The sequence below is a fragment of the Rhodococcus sp. 21391 genome, assembly GCF_016772255.1.
Classification (GTDB): Bacteria; Actinomycetota; Actinomycetes; order Mycobacteriales; family Mycobacteriaceae; genus Rhodococcus_F; species Rhodococcus_F opacus.
Window position 1 is genome coordinate 417,927 of record NZ_CP063781.1, and the last position, 16,021, is coordinate 433,947.

A 16,021-nucleotide genomic window follows, 5' to 3' on the forward strand; every position below is an offset into this window, starting at 1 on the left:
CTATTTATAGTAAGTGTCGCCAGTCACACACCGCGTCGCCGCACCGAGCAGCGCCGCTACGGAGGTCCCCATGACGACGACACTCAGCCCCACCCCCACCGCCGGCCTCGATCGCGCCGCCCTTCTCCTCGACGCGTTCGACGGCCCGGGCAGGCTCACGCTCGCGCAGATCGTGCGCCGCACGGGGCTTCCGCGCAGCTCCGCTCACCGGATGCTCGAACGTCTCGTCCAGCTGCGGTGGCTCCGCCGGGAAGGCCGGGACTACGAACTAGGGATGCGACTGTTCGAACTCGGGTCGCTGGCCGTGCACCAGGACCGTCTGCACCGGGCTGCCCTGCCCTTCCTGCACGAACTCCACCGGCTCACCGGGCACGCCGTGCACCTCGCGGTACTCGAGGGAATCGACGTCGTCTATCTGGAGAAGATCGCCGGACGGTTCGGCGTCGGGTTGCCGTCCCGCGTCGGCGGCCGCCAGCCCGCGCACTGTACGAGTGTCGGCAAGGTTCTGCTGGCCCATTCGCCCGAGTCCGTGGTCGACCGCGTCGTCGAAGCGGGTCTGCCCCGCAGCACACGTTTCAGCATCGACTCACCCGCGGCGTTCCGCGCCGAGTTGCAGAAGACCCGCGAACGCGGAGCGGCCTACGACCGGGAAGAGGATCTCGTCGGCGTCAGCTGCGTCGCCGTGCCGGTGGGCACCGAGGACAACGTGGTCGCGGCCATCTCCGTGTGCGGCCCGAGCAGTCAGATCAAACTCGATCACCGTCTGACCGCGCCGATTCGCATGTCCGCCAAGGGCACCTGGCGCAACTACATGTCGACCGCGACGCCGGCCGCCGGACGCGCCGACCGATACTCCGCCTGAGGCGGGGCGAAGGAGCACGAATGCCGTTCGACGAGCAGGCCGAGACCATCCTCCGGGGACTGAACGAGAACTTTCCCCGGGTGGAGACCATGACGGGCGCGCAGGCGCGGGCGGCGACGAAGGCGGGACGCAAGGCCGTCGCCGACCCCGAGCCGGTCGGCAGTGTGCGCGACCGGGAGATCCCCGGCGGGGCCGGACCGATTGCGGCACGCATCTATTCGCCCGCGGGGGACCCCGCGGAGTCCCTGCCCGTCGTCGTCTTCTTCCACGGCGGCGGGTTCGTGATCTGCGACCTCGACAGCCACGACGGCTTCTGCCGCGCGATGTGCAACGGGATCGGAGCCGTCGTCGTCTCCGTCGACTACCGACTCGCCCCGGAATCGCAGTGGCCCGCCGCAGCAGACGACGCCTACGCCGCGACGTGCTGGGTCGCGGAGCACGCCCGCGCGTTGGGCGGCGATCCGGACCGGCTCCTCGTCGCCGGCGACAGCAGCGGGGGCAACCTCGCGGCCGTCGCGGCGCTGATAGCCCGGGACCGGGAGGCCCCCGCGGTCGCCGGACAGCTACTGATCTACCCCGTCATCGAACCGGTCTTCGACACCGAGTCCTACGAGGAATTCGCGGAGGATCACTTCCTCACCCGCTCTGCGATGCAATGGTATTGGGATCAGTACCTGCCGACGCACCGCGAGACCGTACCCGCCTACGCCGCCCCGGTCCGGGCGGAGGATCTCGGCGGGCTCCCACCCGCGATCGTGATCACCGCCGAACGCGATCCCCTCAGGTGCGAGGGGGAGAAGTACGCTGCGGCGCTCGCCGACGCCGGTGTTCCCGTGCAGGGCCGGCGGGTGGAGGGAATGTTCCACGGATTCTTGACGATCGACGCGCTGGCCGCGGCGCAGACCGCGCGGCGGGAGCTGTGGCCTCGGCTCCGGAATCTGGTGGCCGAACCGGTGCGGACTCCGTCCGACTAGTCTTCGCGCTCCGCCTCGTCGTCCGCGTCCCGTGCCGCCTTCATCGCGGCCTGGTACTCCTGCAGCGCCGCGCGGGAACGCCGGATCGAATGTGATGCGGTCGGTTTCGGCACACCGGGATGCTCCGGCGTCCCTGCGCCGTGCATCCGCTCGACGGCTTCGTCGATGTCGGCGAGCATCTGCTTCGCGAGCTCGCTCTCGGCCGCGTAGTAGCGCTCGGACCACTTGTTGACCATGTGCGCGAACGCCCACGTGGGTTCGACGTCGGAATCGCGGGCGTCGAGCGCTGCCTGCCTGCTCATCCCCTCCACATACGAGATGTGCTCCTTCAGGGCATCTTTGAGCTGCTCCGGCTCGGTGAGGTGACCGAGCCACATGCGCAGCATCACACCGTGTTTGAGGACGGGCGGATCGATCGGCGCCTCCCGCGCCCAGCTGCGCATGACGGCCATGCCCGCGTCCGTGATCTTGTACAGGCGCTTGGGTTTCACCCGTGCCTCGTCGTCCACGACGGTCCGCGACGTCACGTATCCCAGGTCCTCGAGCTTCTTCAGCTCCGAGTACACCTGGCTGAAGGACGGGCTCCAGTAGAAGAACCGCACACTGTACGACGCCCACTTCTTCAGGTCGTAGCCGGACAGCTCCTCGCCGAACGACAGGATGCCGAGTACCGGCCAGCTCGTGGATCGAAGGCCGGCGAACCCGGAACTCTGTGTGGGGTCGGACGATGGCATTTCCCGAGCCTATCAACCGTGCGCCGCCGGCCGGACAGCGCGAAACCCTGCCGCTGGGCGGGACGAGGCATTCCCCGCCGGAAGGCGCCGCGGCCAGGCTGAACGCAACCCGTCGATCCGAGGAGACACGATGACCCGAACCGAAGAACCCGTGCCGGTGGCACGACGCATCGACCCCGCCGAGCTCAAGTCGGTGCTCGGGCACTTCTGCACCGGAGTCACGGTGATCACCGCACACGACGGCGAGAGCCCACACGGCTTCACCTGCCAGTCCTTCGTGTCGCTGTCGCTGGACCCGCCGTACGTGTCGTTCAGCCCCGCACGGACGTCGACCAGCTGGCCGCGGCTGCGGGCGAGCGAACACGTCTGCGTCAACGTTCTCGCCCACGACCAGCGCGACGTGTGCGGGACGTTCGCGACCAGCGGCGCCGACAAGTTCGCCGACGTCGGGTGGTCGCACGCCCGCAATGGTGCTCCGGCGCTGGACGGTGTGCTGGCCCAGGTGCAGGCCACCGTCGAATTCGAGCACGACGCCGGCGACCACACCATCGTCGTCGCGCGCGTCACCGGTCTGGACGTGCTCAGGGATGCGCCGCCGCTCCTGGTGTACCGCGGCGGGCTCGGCATCTTCACCGCGGCCACATAGCCGCGCTTTCTCCCGCGCGGCGGCGGTGCCGCTTTCTCCCGCGCGGCGGCGGTGCCGCTTTCTCCCGCGCGGCGGCGGTGACGCTGTCTCCCGCTCCGCGGGAAAGGCTGTGGGAAACAGCAATTGACACCGGAAAGGTGTGATCGAGACCACTTCGGAAGGTGTGCACGATGAGCGTAGACGAGCAGAACTGGGACCGGGAGGTAGATCTCCTGGTGATCGGCAGCGGTGCAGGGGGCATGACCGCCGCCCTCGCCGGGGCCGAGCGAGGACTCGACACCCTCGTCGTCGAAAAGTCCGGGGTGTACGGCGGTTCGACGGCACTGTCGGGTGGCGCCCTGTGGATTCCCAACTCGCCGATCCTCGTCCGTGAAGGCCGCGCCGACGACCCCGACGACGTCCGGAAGTACCTGGAGTCGATCGTCGGCGGCAGCGTGCCGGCCGAGCGCCTCGACGCGTACATCGAGCAGGGGCCGGCCATGATGCGGTTCTTCGAACAGAACTGCCCGCATCTCCGGTTCTCCTGGTGCGAGGACTATTCCGACTACCACCCCGAGAACGTGGGCGGACGGCCGAAGGGGCGGACGGTCGAACCGCTGCCGTTCGACATGAACCAGCTCGGCGCCGACGGCGACCTGCAGCGGCCGAACTCCCTCGCGATGCCCGGTGGGCTGTACATGACATCCACCGAGTTCCGCCACCTCAACATGGTCTTCCGCACCTGGGCCGGACGCAGGACAGCGCTGGGTGTCGGCTGGCGGTCGGTCGTGGCGATGCTGCGGCGCAGGCGGATGGAGACTCTGGGGCAGGCCCTCGTCGGCCGGCTGCGGCTCACGCTCCGGGAGGCGGGGGTTCCGCTGTGGCTGAACTCCCCACTGAAGGGTCTGGTCACGGACGAGTCGGGAGCTGTCACGGGCGCGGTCGTCGAGTCCGGGGGACAGGAACTGCGCATCCGCGCCCGCCGCGGCGTGATGATGGCCACCGGCGGATTCGAGCAGAGCGAGGAGATGCGGAAGCAGTACCTCCGGGAAGGCGGCAAGGACAACTACAGCGCCGGCTCACCCGACAACACCGGAGACGGAATCGTCGCGGGAGAGCAGGTCGGCGCCGCCGTCGATCTGATGGACGACGCGTGGTGGATGCCGTCGTTCCGGCGGCCGGACGGCATCATGCACGTCCTGGTGTCGGAGCGGTCGATCCCGCCGTCGCTGATCGTCGACCAGAACGGCAAGAGGTTCACCAACGAAGCGTCCCCGTACGTGTCGTTCGTCCACGACCAGATCGCCGGTGGTCACGACCCAGTGTGGTTCGTGTTCGACTCGAAGGCCAAGAGCCGCTACCAGTTCGGTGGGGTGATGCCCGGGCAGAAGTTCCCCGCGGAATGGTTCGAGACGGGGCTGATGCAACGCGCCGCATCCGTCGGCGAGCTCGCGCAGAAGATAAGCGTTCCCGCGGAGTCGCTGTCCGCGGAGATCGCCCGGTTCAACGGTTTCGCCCATGCGGGGGTCGACGCCGACTTCGGCCGCGGCGACAGCGCCTACGACCGGTACTACGGCGACCCGCGACTGCCCAACCCGACCATGGACGAGGTGGACCGGGCTCCGTACTACGCGGTGCGGATGGAAGCCGGCGACCTCGGCACCAAGGGCGGGCTCGTGTGCAACGAGCACAGCCAGGTGTGCCGCAGCAGCGGCGAACCGATCCCCGGGCTCTACGCCACCGGCAACACGTCGGCGTCCGTGATGGGCAACGACTATGCCGGTGCGGGCGCGACGATCGGTCCCGCGATGGTGTTCGGCTGGGTCGGCGCTCGGCATGCAGCCGGGGCGGGGCCCCGCAATGTCACCGGGGCTGGGCCCCGCAATGTCACCGGGGCGGTGAGTTGAGTGCTTCCGGTCGAATGCCGGCGCTGCGGTAACGCGGTGCTCGTGGAGAAATACAGCGAGGCGCACACGAGTGTGCAGTGGCTGGGCGACGCCGAGCAGACCTGCCCGGAGTTCGCACTGCGTGCGCAGGAGGGGGAGCACTCGATGTTCGTCCCCACCTGCGGCGCGCTGCGCGGCTCGATCGACGACGCGGTGGAGGACGGGCGGGTGGGGCTCTCCCTGCGCAGCTACCCGACTCCGGGCCACCTGGACTAGAGAGGACAACCGATGTCACGGATGGCGGGCAAGGTCGCCTTCATCACCGGTGCCGGGAACGGCATGGGACGCAGTCACGCGGTCCGGCTCGCGGAGGAGGGCGCCGTCGTCGTCGTCGTCGATCTGCCGTCGGCCGAGGCGGATCTCGCCGAAACCGGAAGGCTGGTCGGCGAACTCGGCCGGCGCGCAGTCGTCGCCCACGCCGATGTGCGTGACCCGTCCGCGTTGCGGGCGGCCGTCGACGCCGGAGTCGCGGAATTGGGGCCCCTCGACGTCGTCGTCGCGAACGCGGGTGTCTGCGACAACCCCGGCCCGGCGTGGTCGATCGACGACGCGGTCTGGCACCGATCGCTCGACGTCAACCTCACCGGCGTCTGGAACACGGCGAAGGCCGCGGTCCCGGCGATGCGGGACGGCGGCGGTTCCGTCGTGATCGTCAGTTCGACCGCCGGCATCAAGGCGGTGGCCGGGGCCGCCCACTATTCGGCGTCCAAGACCGCCGTGGTCGGGTTGGCCCGGACCCTCGCCAACGAACTCGGACCGCAGTTCATCCGGGTGAACGTGCTGCACCCCGGTGCCGTCGGCACCCGCATGACCCTGAACCCGGAGACGATGGCGCGGCTGCGGCCGGACCTCGAGAATCCGACCCGGGACGACGTCGTCCCCATCCTCGCGGCGAACCACATGCTGCCCGTTCCGTGGCTGGACTCGCGGGATGTCAGCAATGCGCTGCTGTTCCTGGCCTCGGACGAATCGCGATACATCACCGGCACACAACTCGTGGTCGACGCCGGACTGACCCAGAAGGTGTAGAGATGACAGGTCGAGTGAACGGAAGAGTCGTCCTGGTCACCGGTGCCGCACGCGGGATCGGCCGGGCGCAGGCGTTGCGGTTCGCACAGGAGGGCGCGGACGTCGTCGCCGTCGACCTGTGTGGCCCGGTCGGCACGGTGGTGACGCCACCGGCGAGTCCGGAGGACCTCGAGGAGACCGCGAAACTGGTCCGGGACACCGGCCGCCGGATCGTGACCGCGCAGGTGGACGTGCGTGACGGAACGGCGCTCGCCGAGGCGGTCACCGCGGCGGCCGGCGAACTGGGCGGGCTGGACTTCGTGTGCGCCACGGCAGGCATCACGTCCTCGGGTGCCGCGTTGGAGCTCGACTCCGAGACGTGGCAGACGATGCTCGACGTCAATCTGACGGGGGTGTGGCAGACGTGCAAGGCGGCGGCGCCGCACCTGATCGAGCGGGGCGGCGGTGCGATGATCCTGACGAGTTCCATCGCCGGTCTGCGCGGGCTCGTCGGCGTCGCCCACTACACCGCGGCCAAGCACGGGGTGGTGGGCCTGATGCGGTCGCTGGCCAAGGAGCTCGCGCCGCACCGGGTGCGGGTCAACAGCGTGCATCCCACGAACGTGGACACGGACATGATCCAGAACGACATGGTGCGGCGGGCGTTCCGGCCCGACCTCGAGCATCCCACCCGCGAAGAGTTCGCGGCGGCGGCCGTGACGATGAACATGCTGTCGATTCCGTGGATCGAGCCGGTCGACGTGGCCAATGCCGCGCTGTTCCTGGCCTCGGACGAGGCGCGGTACATCACGTCCGTCGCCCTGCCGGTCGACGCGGGCAGCGTCAGCCGATGACCGCCGCGGGCAGCACCGGCCGGAATCCCCGAGTCCGCCCCCACACCTGACGATCCGTGGTAGAACAGGTGTCAGTTTTGGGGGCGGACGAAGGGTGAATTCCGTGGATCTCGAGGCCGTCGCCGCGATCAGCAGGCTCAAGTACGCGTATCTGCGGGCCCTGGACACGAAATGCTGGGACGAGTTCGCCGACACGCTCCTTCCCGACGCAACGGCGAACTACGGCGAGCATCTCGCGTTCGAGTCGCGGGACGCGCTCGTCGAATTCATGAAGTCGAATCTGGGGCCGCAGACCATCACCGAACACCACTGCGGTCACCCGGAGATCGACGTCGACGGCGACACGGCGACCGGACGCTGGTACCTCTCCGACATCGTGCTGATCCCGGAGCACGACATGGTGCTGCGCGGGGCGGCGTTCTACTCCGACCGCTACGTCCGCGGACCGGACGGCCGATGGCGGATCGCCCACACCGGATACGAGCGCACATACGAGGCGGTGATGTCGCTGGCCGACATTCCCAGCTTCCGGCTGACGTCCAACCGGTGGGCAGCCGACACGGAACCCGGCAAAGGAGACGCGTGATGGGGACACTGGACGGCAAGGTCGCACTGATCACCGGCGCCGGGCAGGGCGTGGGCGCCGGCATGGCGTTCGCGCTGGCCAAGGAAGGCGCCCGGATCGCGGTGGTCGGGCGAACAGAGTCGAAACTCGTCGACACGTGCGCCGCCATCGCCGACTTCGGCGGCGTCGCCGAGCCGATCGTCTGCGACGTCAGCAAACGCGATCAACTGGGCCCGATGGTCGACCGAGTCGTGGACGCATTCGGTGGCATCGACATCCTCGTCAACAACGCCAACGCGAGCGCGCTCGGACCGCTCCTGGACATCACTCCGAAACTATTGGACCGTGCCATGGCCGTCGGTCCGGTGGCCACCCTGTTCCTCATGCAGCTGTGCTACCCGCACCTGAAGGCGCGCGGCGGCGGCTCGATCATCAACCTCGTCAGCTCCTCGGCGGTGCGGTGGGACACCAGCGGTTACGGCCTCTACGCGGCCACCAAGGAAGCGATGCGCTCGCTCACCCGGACCGCGGCCAGCGAATGGGGACCCGACGGAATCCGCGTCAACGCGATTGCGCCGCACGCACTGTCACCGGGCCTGAAATGGTGGACGGAGAACAACCCCGAGGAGGCCGCCGAGTTCGTGAAGTCGATCCCGCTCGGCCGGATCGGTGACTGCGAGCAGGACATCGGACGTGCCGTCGTCTTCCTCGTGGGCCCCGACGCCGGTTACCTGTCGGGTGCCACCATCCCGCTCGACGGTGGTCAGGCGCGCTGGAGCTGATCGCCGCCGATTGCCCCGAGCTTGCTCATTTCCCTCCCATCCGGTAGGAATTGCTTCGTGCATACGACTCACCTGGTGCGACGCCTCACCGTCGACCTGTGCCGTACGTGCGCCAACATCTGTTGTTGCTGATGGTCCGGCGCGCGTACCGCGTGCTGTCCACTCCTCGGTAGCCTCCGGCATCCGGTCTTCCTCACGCATTCTCCGCGTTCGCAGGTCCGGGCCGGTGCGCCCGTACCCAGGCACCATCACCTTCGCGGAAAGACACCATGAGTACTGCATTCGAAACCAGAACTGCGTCGCTGACGCTCGACAAGTTCGGCCCCCACTTCGGGGCCGAGATCATCGGCCTGGACGTCGCGTCCGCCACCGACGACGAGGTCGCCGCGATCCGTTCGGCGTTGACCGAGCACAAGGTGCTGGTCCTGCGGGGTCAGTCACTCGACGACACGAGTCACATCGAGTTCGGTCGCCGGCTCGGCCGGCTGACCGCGGGGCACCCCGTCCACGACAGCGGCAACGTCGCGCAGGAGGTGTACGCACTCGACAGCCAGGACAACGGTTTCGCCGACGTGTGGCACACCGACGTGACGTTCATGAAGCGACCGCCGTTGGGGTCGATTCTCCGCCCCGTCGTCCTCCCACCGCACGGCGGCGACACCAACTGGGCCGACAGTCAACTCGCGTACGAGTCGCTGTCGCTGCCGATCCGGCAGATGATCGATCAGCTGACCGCGGTGCACGACGGCAACCGCGAGTTCGGGTACTACCTCGCGCAGAAGCGGGGCGGCAAGGGAAACGTCTGGGACGGTGAGGAAGTCACCGCGCTCGTGCCCGTCGAGCATCCCGTCGTGCGGGTGCACCCGGAGACGGGACGCAAGGGCATCTTCGTGAACCCGGGCTTCACGTCCCACATCGCCGGAGTGTCCGAGGCGGAGAGCCGGGGAATCCTCGACTTCCTCTACGCCCACCTGACCAAACCCGAGCACATCGTGCGGCACCGCTGGCGCCTCGGCGACCTCGTGCTGTGGGACAACCGCAGCACCGCGCACTACGCCAACCGCGACTACGGAACCCAGCACCGCGTCATGCACCGCATCACGCTGGAAGGTGACGTGCCGTTCGGCCCGCAGTAGAGCAACCTGCGCATTCGCCGGGCGCGCGGCGTCCGCAGCGACTACCGTCACGATCCGTGACCCCGGCATCGGACATCTCACGACGCAAGTTCCTCGCCTCCGCCGCGGCGGCCGGTGGTGCCGCCTTCCTCAGCTCGTGGGCGGGCCCGGTCATCGACCGCGCCTACGCGCAGGACCCGGGCGGCAGCGGGTCGCTGAACGACATCGAGCACTTCGTCTACCTCATGCAGGAGAACCGCTCGTTCGACCACTATTACGGCACCCTGTCGGGGGTGCGTGGGTTCGACGACCCGTCACCGGCGTGGCAGCAGTACGGCTGGACTCCGGGTGCCGGGCCCACCCCGACCGGGTTTCTCAACCCGTTCCGGCTCGACACCACGCAGGGCACACACCTCGACGGCGAATGCATCAACGACCCCACCCATTCGTGGGGTCCGCAGCACGACGCGTGGAACGGTGGCGCGATGGACCGGTGGATGCCGGTGCACATCGCGCACGAGGGGCCGCTCAACGGTCCCGCGACGATGGGCTACTACACGCGAGCCGACATCCCGGTGCACTACGACCTCGCCGACGCCTTCACGATCTGCGATCACTACTTCTGCTCGGTGCTGGGACCGACGGACCCGAACCGGCTGTACTGGATGACCGGCACGATCGACCCGGACGGGCTGGCCGGTGGGCCGCTGGTCGAGACGCCGACGGTGATCCCCAGGTTCGTCTACTCCTGGCGCACCTATCCGGAGAACCTGCAGGAGGCCGGCGTCAGCTGGAAGGTGTACGCCAACAAGGATCTCGGTCCCGTGTCGAGTGTCGCACTCGACGGGATGCTCGGCTGCTTCACGCAGTACAGCGACCCGAATTCGGAACTCGCTCGCCGCGGTCTCGATCCGACGTATCCGATCGACTTCCGGGCTGACGTCGCGAACGGCACGCTGCCCACGGTGTCCTGGATCGTGCCCAACATCTTCACGTGCGAGCATCCGGCGCTGCCCCCGGCCGCGGGCGCGGTCGGGATCGTCGAGGTACTCGACATCCTCACGTCGAACCCGGCGATCTGGGAGAAGACCGCGCTGATCATCAGTTACGACGAGAACGGCGGTTTCTTCGACCACGTGACCCCGCCCACGCCGCCGCCGGGCACCCCGGGCGAATATCTGACGGTTCCGCTGAACACCGTGTCGGAGAGCGAGAACAATCCGGGACCGATCGGCCTCGGTTTCCGGGTGCCGTCGCTGATCGTCTCGCCGTACAGTCGCGGCGGCCTCGTCGCCTCCGACACGTTCGACCACACGTCGCAGCTCCGGTTGCTGGAGAAGCGATTCGGCGTGCCCGTCCCCAATCTCACCGACTGGCGCCGCGGCGCCGTCGGCGACATGACGTCCGCGTTCGACTTCTCGTCGGCGCCGAACGCCGGCGTTCCCGTGATGACCGATCCCGGGCCACGCCTGCAGGCGGCGATCGCGCAGTGCGGGCCGAACGTGGCCGCGGGGACACTCAACGCCGGTGCGCCCTACCCCGTCCCGCCGAATTCGATGCCCGTGCAGGAACAGTCGCCGCTGCGGCGTCGCCCCAGCGGGCTGATCATGTAGCGGACTCTCTGACTCCTGACTCCTGACTCCTGCTCGACGATCGAACGGCGGCGGCCGATCCGAGCTCAGGGGCGGAGGGCGTCGACCTCTTCGCCGGAGGTCGAGGGATCCGGCGTCTCGTCGGTGGTACCGCGCGTGCGCTGGCGGTAGATCCCGATTCCGACCACGACCACGGCGAGCCCCATCGAGACGTACATCTGGCTCCTGGTCTCCGGCAACACGAGCATGCCGACGCAGAGCGCGATGATGGCGGCGATGGTGCACCACGTCAGGTACGGGAACAGCCACATCTTCAACGACAGGTCCTTGCCCTCCGCCTCGAGGCTGCGCCGCATGCGCAGCTGCGACACCGAGATGGCCAGCCACACGAACAGGGCGATCGCTCCCGAGGAGTTGACGAGGAACAGGAACACGGTGTCCGGGTACAGGTAGTTGAGGCCCACGGTCAGGAATCCCACGACCGTCGAGACGAGCACGGCCTGGCGGGGAACACCCGACGAGCCGATCTTCGACAACGAGGCCGGGGCGTCGCCGCGGCGGGAGAGCGAGAAGATCATGCGGCTCGCCGTGTACAGGCCGGAGTTCAGGCAGGACAGCACCGATGTGAGCACGACGACGTCCATGATGTTGCCGGCTGCCGGGATGCCGAAGGAGTCCATGACGGCGACGTACGGGCTCAGCGCGACGGAGGCATCGTCCCAGGGGAGCAGCGTCACGACGACGGCGATGGAGCCGATGTAGAAGATGAGGATGCGCCACACGACGGAACGCACCGCGTTGCGCACTGCCGCCACGGGGTTGGCGGATTCACCGGCGGCGATGGTGGCGATCTCGGCGCCGAAGAAGGAGAACACGACGACGAGGACCGCCGCGAACACGGCACCTGCCCCGTTGGGGAAGAACCCGCCGTGACCGGTGAGGTTGCTGAGGCCGGGGGCTTCGACTCCGGGCAGGGCTCCGCAGATCGCGAGGACGCCGAGCACCAGGAAGATGACGATGGCCGCGACCTTGATCGACGCGAACCAGAACTCGAACTCGCCGAACGACTTCACGGACGCGATGTTCGTCAGCGTGAGCAACACCATCAGGATCAGCGCCCAACTCCACTGCGGGACGTCGGGGATCCAGCGGTTCATGATGACGGCGCCTGCCGTCGCCTCGATGCCGAGGACGATGATCCAGAACCACGCGTAGAGCCAGCCGATGCTGAAGCCGGCCCATCGGCCGATCGCGCGGTCGGCGTACGCCGAGAACGATCCCGTCTCGGGGTTGGCGGTCGACATTTCGCCGAGCATGCGCATCACCAGGATGACGACGATGCCCGCGAGTGCGTAGGCCACGAGTACGCCGGGGCCCGTCTCGCGGATCGCGACCCCGGAGCCCACGAAGAGGCCTGCGCCGATCACCCCCGCGATAGCGATCATCGAGAGGTGCCGCTTCTTCAGTGTGTGCTGAAGCTGCGGATCGGTGGTTCCTGACATGGAGAAATCCCTTCGGCGCTACTCCGGGTGTGATGTGCGTCGCTGATTCGGAAAAGTGTGTACGAGTCGTGGGGGCTCCGGAATCGCCGATTCGGTGAAATTCGTGCGGCCGAGATGGACGAAACGGCAGTACCACTCATCTGCACCTTCTTGACAACGCGGAAACGCTATGGCTACCGTCACATTATTCAACCAGCGGACATGAGTTCGGTATGCGAACAGAATCTGTCCGGCACCAACCTAGACGGGACATCGGAATGAGCGATCACGCCTTCACCCCGGCAGCCGAGAAGCAGGCGCGAAGAGCAGCGCTGAGCAGTTTCGTCGGCGCAGTCATCGACTGGTACGACTTCCTGCTCTACGGGTTGGTCGCCGCACTGGTCTTCAACTCGGAGTTCTTCCCGAATGTCAGCCCGGCGATCGGAACGCTCGCCGCGTTCGCGACGTTCGGCGTCGGATTCCTGTTCCGGCCGCTCGGCGGTGTGGTGTTCGGCCACTACGGCGACCGCATCGGACGCAAACGGATGCTGATCCTGACCGTGCTGATCATGGGAACGAGCACCGCCCTGATCGGACTGTTGCCGGCGTTCGAGTCGATCGGCTGGTGGGCTCCAGTCCTGCTCGTCACGCTGCGCGCCATCCAGGGCTTCGCCGTCGGCGGCGAGTGGGGTGGGGCAGCGTTGATGGCCGTCGAGAGCGCCCCGCCGAAGAAGAAGGCGTTCTACAGCAGCGGAGTGCAGGTCGGCTACTCGGTCGGGCTCATCCTCGCCACCGGATTCGTCATGCTCATGAGCAACCTGACCACCGACGACGCGTTCAGCCAGTGGGGTTGGCGTGTTCCGTTCGTCGCCAGCGTCGTCCTGGTCGGAATCGGCCTGTGGATCCGCGCCGGAGTGCAGGAGAGCCCCGAGTTCGTCGAGAAGGTCGAGAAGGTCGAGAAGATCGAGGAGGAGCAGACCGCGCAGGACAAGAAGCGGATTCCCCTCGTCGAAGCACTGCGCAACCACCCGAAGGCCTTCCTCCAGATCATCGGCCTGCGTTTCGCCGAACTGTTCTCCATGTACATCGTGACCACGTTCGCGTTGAGCTACTCCACCCAGGAACTGGGGATGGAGCGCAACTTCATGCTCAACGTCGGTCTGCTCGTCGGTGCAGTGGGTATCGGCACCATCCCGCTGTTCGCCTGGCTGTCCGACAAGCACGGCCGGCGGCGCGTCTACATCCTCGGCGCACTGATCGGCGCGGTGTGCGCGTTCCCGTTCTTCATCTTCCTCGAGAACGGGTCGATGATCGGCACCGTCATCCTCGCCGTGCTCCTCGTCAACATCTCGCACGACATGGTCGTCAGCGTGCAGCAGCCCCTGTTCACCGAGATGTTCGGGGCCGAGTACCGGTACAGCGGCGCGGGCGTCGGCTACCAGGTGGCCAGCGCGATCGGCGGCGGGTTCACCCCGTTCATCGCGGCAGCCCTGGTCACCGCCAGCGGCGGGTCCTGGCACCTCGTGGCCGTGTACCTCGCCGGCGGCTGCATCGTCAGCGCCCTGATCGCGTGGCGACTGCAGCCCGATGCGAGTGCCGACGCGTCGGATGCCGCCACTCGAGCCGAGCTCGAGAACTCGCACTGAACATGGCGGCGCGGTCGGTGCTCCGGGAGTTGCCGGGTGCGAGCCTCGACCGCGTCGTGCAGGTCGGGGCCGGTGGTGCAGGAGTCGCCGTCGCCCTAGGCGGTCAGCCGAGGGACAGGTCGGAACCGATCCGCTCCGCGGTCGCGACGAGTTTCGGCACCACCGACGCCGCGACGTCGTCCCGCGTGTACTGCGTGCCCTGCAGCGAGGAGTTGAGGGCGGCGACCACGGCGCCCGTCCGATCCCGGATGGGAACGGCCGCGCCGCGGATGCCGATCTCGAGCTCGTTCTCCGACATCGACCAGCCGTCGGCGGCGACCTTCCGGACGTCTGCACGCAGGTGTTCGACGTCGGAGATCGTGTGGGGTGTGAAGGCCTGGAACTCGGTGGTCTTCAGGTAGTCGTCGAGCGCGCCGGCCGAAAGTCCGGCCAGCAGAACCCGTCCCGTGGACGTCGCGTACGCGGGGAACCGCATGCCCACCGTGATGGAGATGCGAATGATCCGGGGCGAGCGGACCCGCGCCACGTACACCACGTCGGGACCGTCGAGAATGGTGACGGAGATGGTCTCGCCCAGTTCCTTCGCGAGAGCCTCGATGTGCGGGTCGGCGACCTGCGGCAGTCGCAGCGCGGCGAGGTACGAGAAGCCGAACCGCAGCACCCGGGGTGTGAGCGAGAAGTTGCGTCCATCGAGACGCAGGAAACCCTTGTCCACCAGGGTGAGCAGAATACGGCGCGCCGTGGACCGGGTGATCCCGACAGCCTGCGCCACCTCACTCAGTGTGCGTTCCCGGTGCTGTTCGTCGAAGCATTCGAGAACGGTCAGGCCACGGTCCAGGGACTCGAGGAAATACCGTTCCCCCGACGCCGGCTGCTCGGCCACCTCAGCAGCCACCTGTTTCGCACACGCCGTCATGCTACCGGGCGACTAGGTGTGTCAGAGCCGGCTGAACGCCGCGTCCAGTGTGGCGAGTCCGCTCGTGTCGATGAGGAAATCGGTTTCGAGAGTGTCGCGCAGTTCGTCGACGGTCGCCAGTTCGCGCCGCTCGGACGTCCCGCCGAGGTGGTGCACCGTCAGCCGCGTACCGGCCAGGGCGTAGCGGCGGTCTTCCGTGGCCCGCGCCGCCATGAGTCCGGTCACGAAATGCGATCCGGGCCAGGTCGACAGGTACCAGTTGGGGGCCTCGTAGTCGACGGGGAACTGCCTGGTGAGGTCGAACCGGTAGATGGTCCGCCACTCGTCGCCGACGAGTGCCTGCATCGCGTAGTCGCCCGCGACGTCGACCAGCCGGAACGGTTCCAGCGGAGTGTCCTGCACGGTGTCCAGTTCGAGGCGCAACGTCGTGGTGAGGGTCATGCCGCCGAACCCGACGTCGATGAGCCTTCGCTCCCCGGCCACGTCGACGAGCAACAGCATGTGCGAGCGCGGAGTGATCGCATCGATCGGAGATCCCCACAGAACGCGGGCGGCAAGTGGCGTCACGTCGAACCCGAGCTCGAGCAGGACGGCCCGCAGCAGGAGATTCTGCTCGAAGCAGTAACCGCCCCTTCGGGATTCGACCAATTTCTGGTGCAGTGACGGCAGGTCGAGCCGGTTCGGTGTGCCGAGGAACGGGTCGAGGTTCTCGAACGGGATCGACCGGGCGTGATGTGCGGCAAGCTGGTTCAGCGTCGCCGTCGTCGCGGATCGGTCGCCGTCGTACCCGATCCGGTCGAAGTACCGCTCGAGGTTCAGATCGCCCGCAGTGGCCATGGCGCACAGTGTAAGCGCGGCGAATGACCGATCAGGGGCCGTCACTGGGGGAGGATGGACAGGGTCCGGTCGCGTGACGGGAGG

Annotated in this window: 16 protein-coding genes; 12 read left to right on the forward strand and 4 right to left on the reverse strand. The window is 67.8% G+C overall.

Features of this window, described 5'->3' with window-relative positions; all coding sequences use genetic code 11:
* The first annotated feature begins 70 nt into the window (after positions 1-70).
* Together GO592_RS01995 and GO592_RS02000 are read left to right on the forward strand one after the other, a co-directional pair.
* On the forward strand, positions 71-862 hold the full coding sequence (locus tag GO592_RS01995; RefSeq protein WP_007297613.1) for an IclR family transcriptional regulator: 792 nt from the start codon (positions 71-73) through the stop codon (positions 860-862).
* 20 nt (positions 863-882) lie between these two features.
* On the forward strand, positions 883-1,836 hold the full coding sequence (locus GO592_RS02000) for an alpha/beta hydrolase (protein WP_007297614.1): 954 nt from the start codon (positions 883-885) through the stop codon (positions 1,834-1,836).
* Here the strand turns inward: GO592_RS02000 and GO592_RS02005 are convergent.
* Positions 1,833-2,570 (reverse strand): PadR family transcriptional regulator, encoded by a 738-nt coding sequence (locus tag GO592_RS02005; RefSeq protein ID WP_007297615.1) that lies wholly within the window; start codon positions 2,568-2,570, stop codon positions 1,833-1,835. The two genes, GO592_RS02000 and GO592_RS02005, sit on opposite strands and share 4 nt — an antisense overlap.
* Before the next feature lie 130 nt (positions 2,571-2,700).
* Between GO592_RS02005 and GO592_RS02010 the strand changes: the two genes are divergently transcribed.
* From GO592_RS02010 to GO592_RS02050, 9 genes are all read left to right on the forward strand, one after another.
* On the forward strand, positions 2,701-3,216 hold the full coding sequence (locus GO592_RS02010; RefSeq protein WP_005258963.1) for a flavin reductase family protein: 516 nt from the start codon (positions 2,701-2,703) through the stop codon (positions 3,214-3,216).
* A gap of 170 nt (positions 3,217-3,386) precedes the next feature.
* Positions 3,387-5,102: an FAD-binding protein gene (locus tag GO592_RS02015; RefSeq protein ID WP_007297616.1), complete on the forward strand. Its 1,716-nt coding sequence runs from the start codon at positions 3,387-3,389 to the stop codon at positions 5,100-5,102.
* Positions 5,103-5,357 (forward strand): hypothetical protein, encoded by a 255-nt coding sequence (locus GO592_RS02020; RefSeq protein ID WP_007297617.1) that lies wholly within the window; start codon positions 5,103-5,105, stop codon positions 5,355-5,357.
* Between the two features lie 12 nt (positions 5,358-5,369).
* Complete coding sequence (locus GO592_RS02025; protein WP_039951311.1) at positions 5,370-6,170, forward strand: mycofactocin-coupled SDR family oxidoreductase; 801 nt, start codon at positions 5,370-5,372, stop codon at positions 6,168-6,170.
* 2 nt (positions 6,171-6,172) lie between these two features.
* Positions 6,173-7,003, forward strand: coding sequence for a mycofactocin-coupled SDR family oxidoreductase (locus GO592_RS02030; RefSeq protein WP_005251199.1), 831 nt, complete (start codon positions 6,173-6,175; stop codon positions 7,001-7,003).
* Positions 7,004-7,106: 103 nt separating this feature from the next.
* A complete protein-coding gene (locus GO592_RS02035) occupies positions 7,107-7,589 on the forward strand; it encodes a nuclear transport factor 2 family protein (RefSeq protein WP_007297620.1) in 483 nt (160 codons plus the stop codon).
* Entirely contained in the window at positions 7,589-8,350 is a 762-nt protein-coding gene (locus GO592_RS02040) for an SDR family NAD(P)-dependent oxidoreductase (RefSeq protein WP_005258951.1), read from the forward strand. The genes GO592_RS02035 and GO592_RS02040 overlap by 1 nt, the downstream gene beginning before the upstream one ends.
* A gap of 269 nt (positions 8,351-8,619) precedes the next feature.
* A complete protein-coding gene (locus GO592_RS02045) occupies positions 8,620-9,486 on the forward strand; it encodes a TauD/TfdA dioxygenase family protein (RefSeq protein WP_007297621.1) in 867 nt (288 codons plus the stop codon).
* A 56-nt stretch (positions 9,487-9,542) separates the two neighbouring features.
* Positions 9,543-11,078, forward strand: coding sequence for a phospholipase C (locus GO592_RS02050; protein ID WP_007297622.1), 1,536 nt, complete (start codon positions 9,543-9,545; stop codon positions 11,076-11,078).
* Positions 11,079-11,143: 65 nt separating this feature from the next.
* Here GO592_RS02050 and GO592_RS02055 read toward each other — a convergent pair whose 3' ends face one another.
* On the reverse strand, positions 11,144-12,559 hold the full coding sequence (locus GO592_RS02055) for an amino acid permease (RefSeq protein WP_007297623.1): 1,416 nt from the start codon (positions 12,557-12,559) through the stop codon (positions 11,144-11,146).
* A gap of 257 nt (positions 12,560-12,816) precedes the next feature.
* Here GO592_RS02055 and shiA point away from each other — a divergent pair, with 257 nt between their 5' ends.
* Positions 12,817-14,184, forward strand: a complete 1,368-nt coding sequence (gene shiA / locus GO592_RS02060; protein WP_007297624.1) for a shikimate transporter — start codon at positions 12,817-12,819, stop codon at positions 14,182-14,184.
* Between the two features lie 103 nt (positions 14,185-14,287).
* Here shiA and GO592_RS02065 read toward each other — a convergent pair whose 3' ends face one another.
* Together GO592_RS02065 and GO592_RS02070 are read right to left on the reverse strand one after the other, a co-directional pair.
* Entirely contained in the window at positions 14,288-15,067 is a 780-nt protein-coding gene (locus tag GO592_RS02065) for an IclR family transcriptional regulator domain-containing protein (RefSeq protein ID WP_005568382.1), read from the reverse strand.
* 54 nt (positions 15,068-15,121) lie between these two features.
* A complete protein-coding gene (locus GO592_RS02070) occupies positions 15,122-15,937 on the reverse strand; it encodes an arylamine N-acetyltransferase family protein (RefSeq protein WP_007297625.1) in 816 nt (271 codons plus the stop codon).
* Positions 15,938-16,021 lie beyond the last annotated feature (84 nt).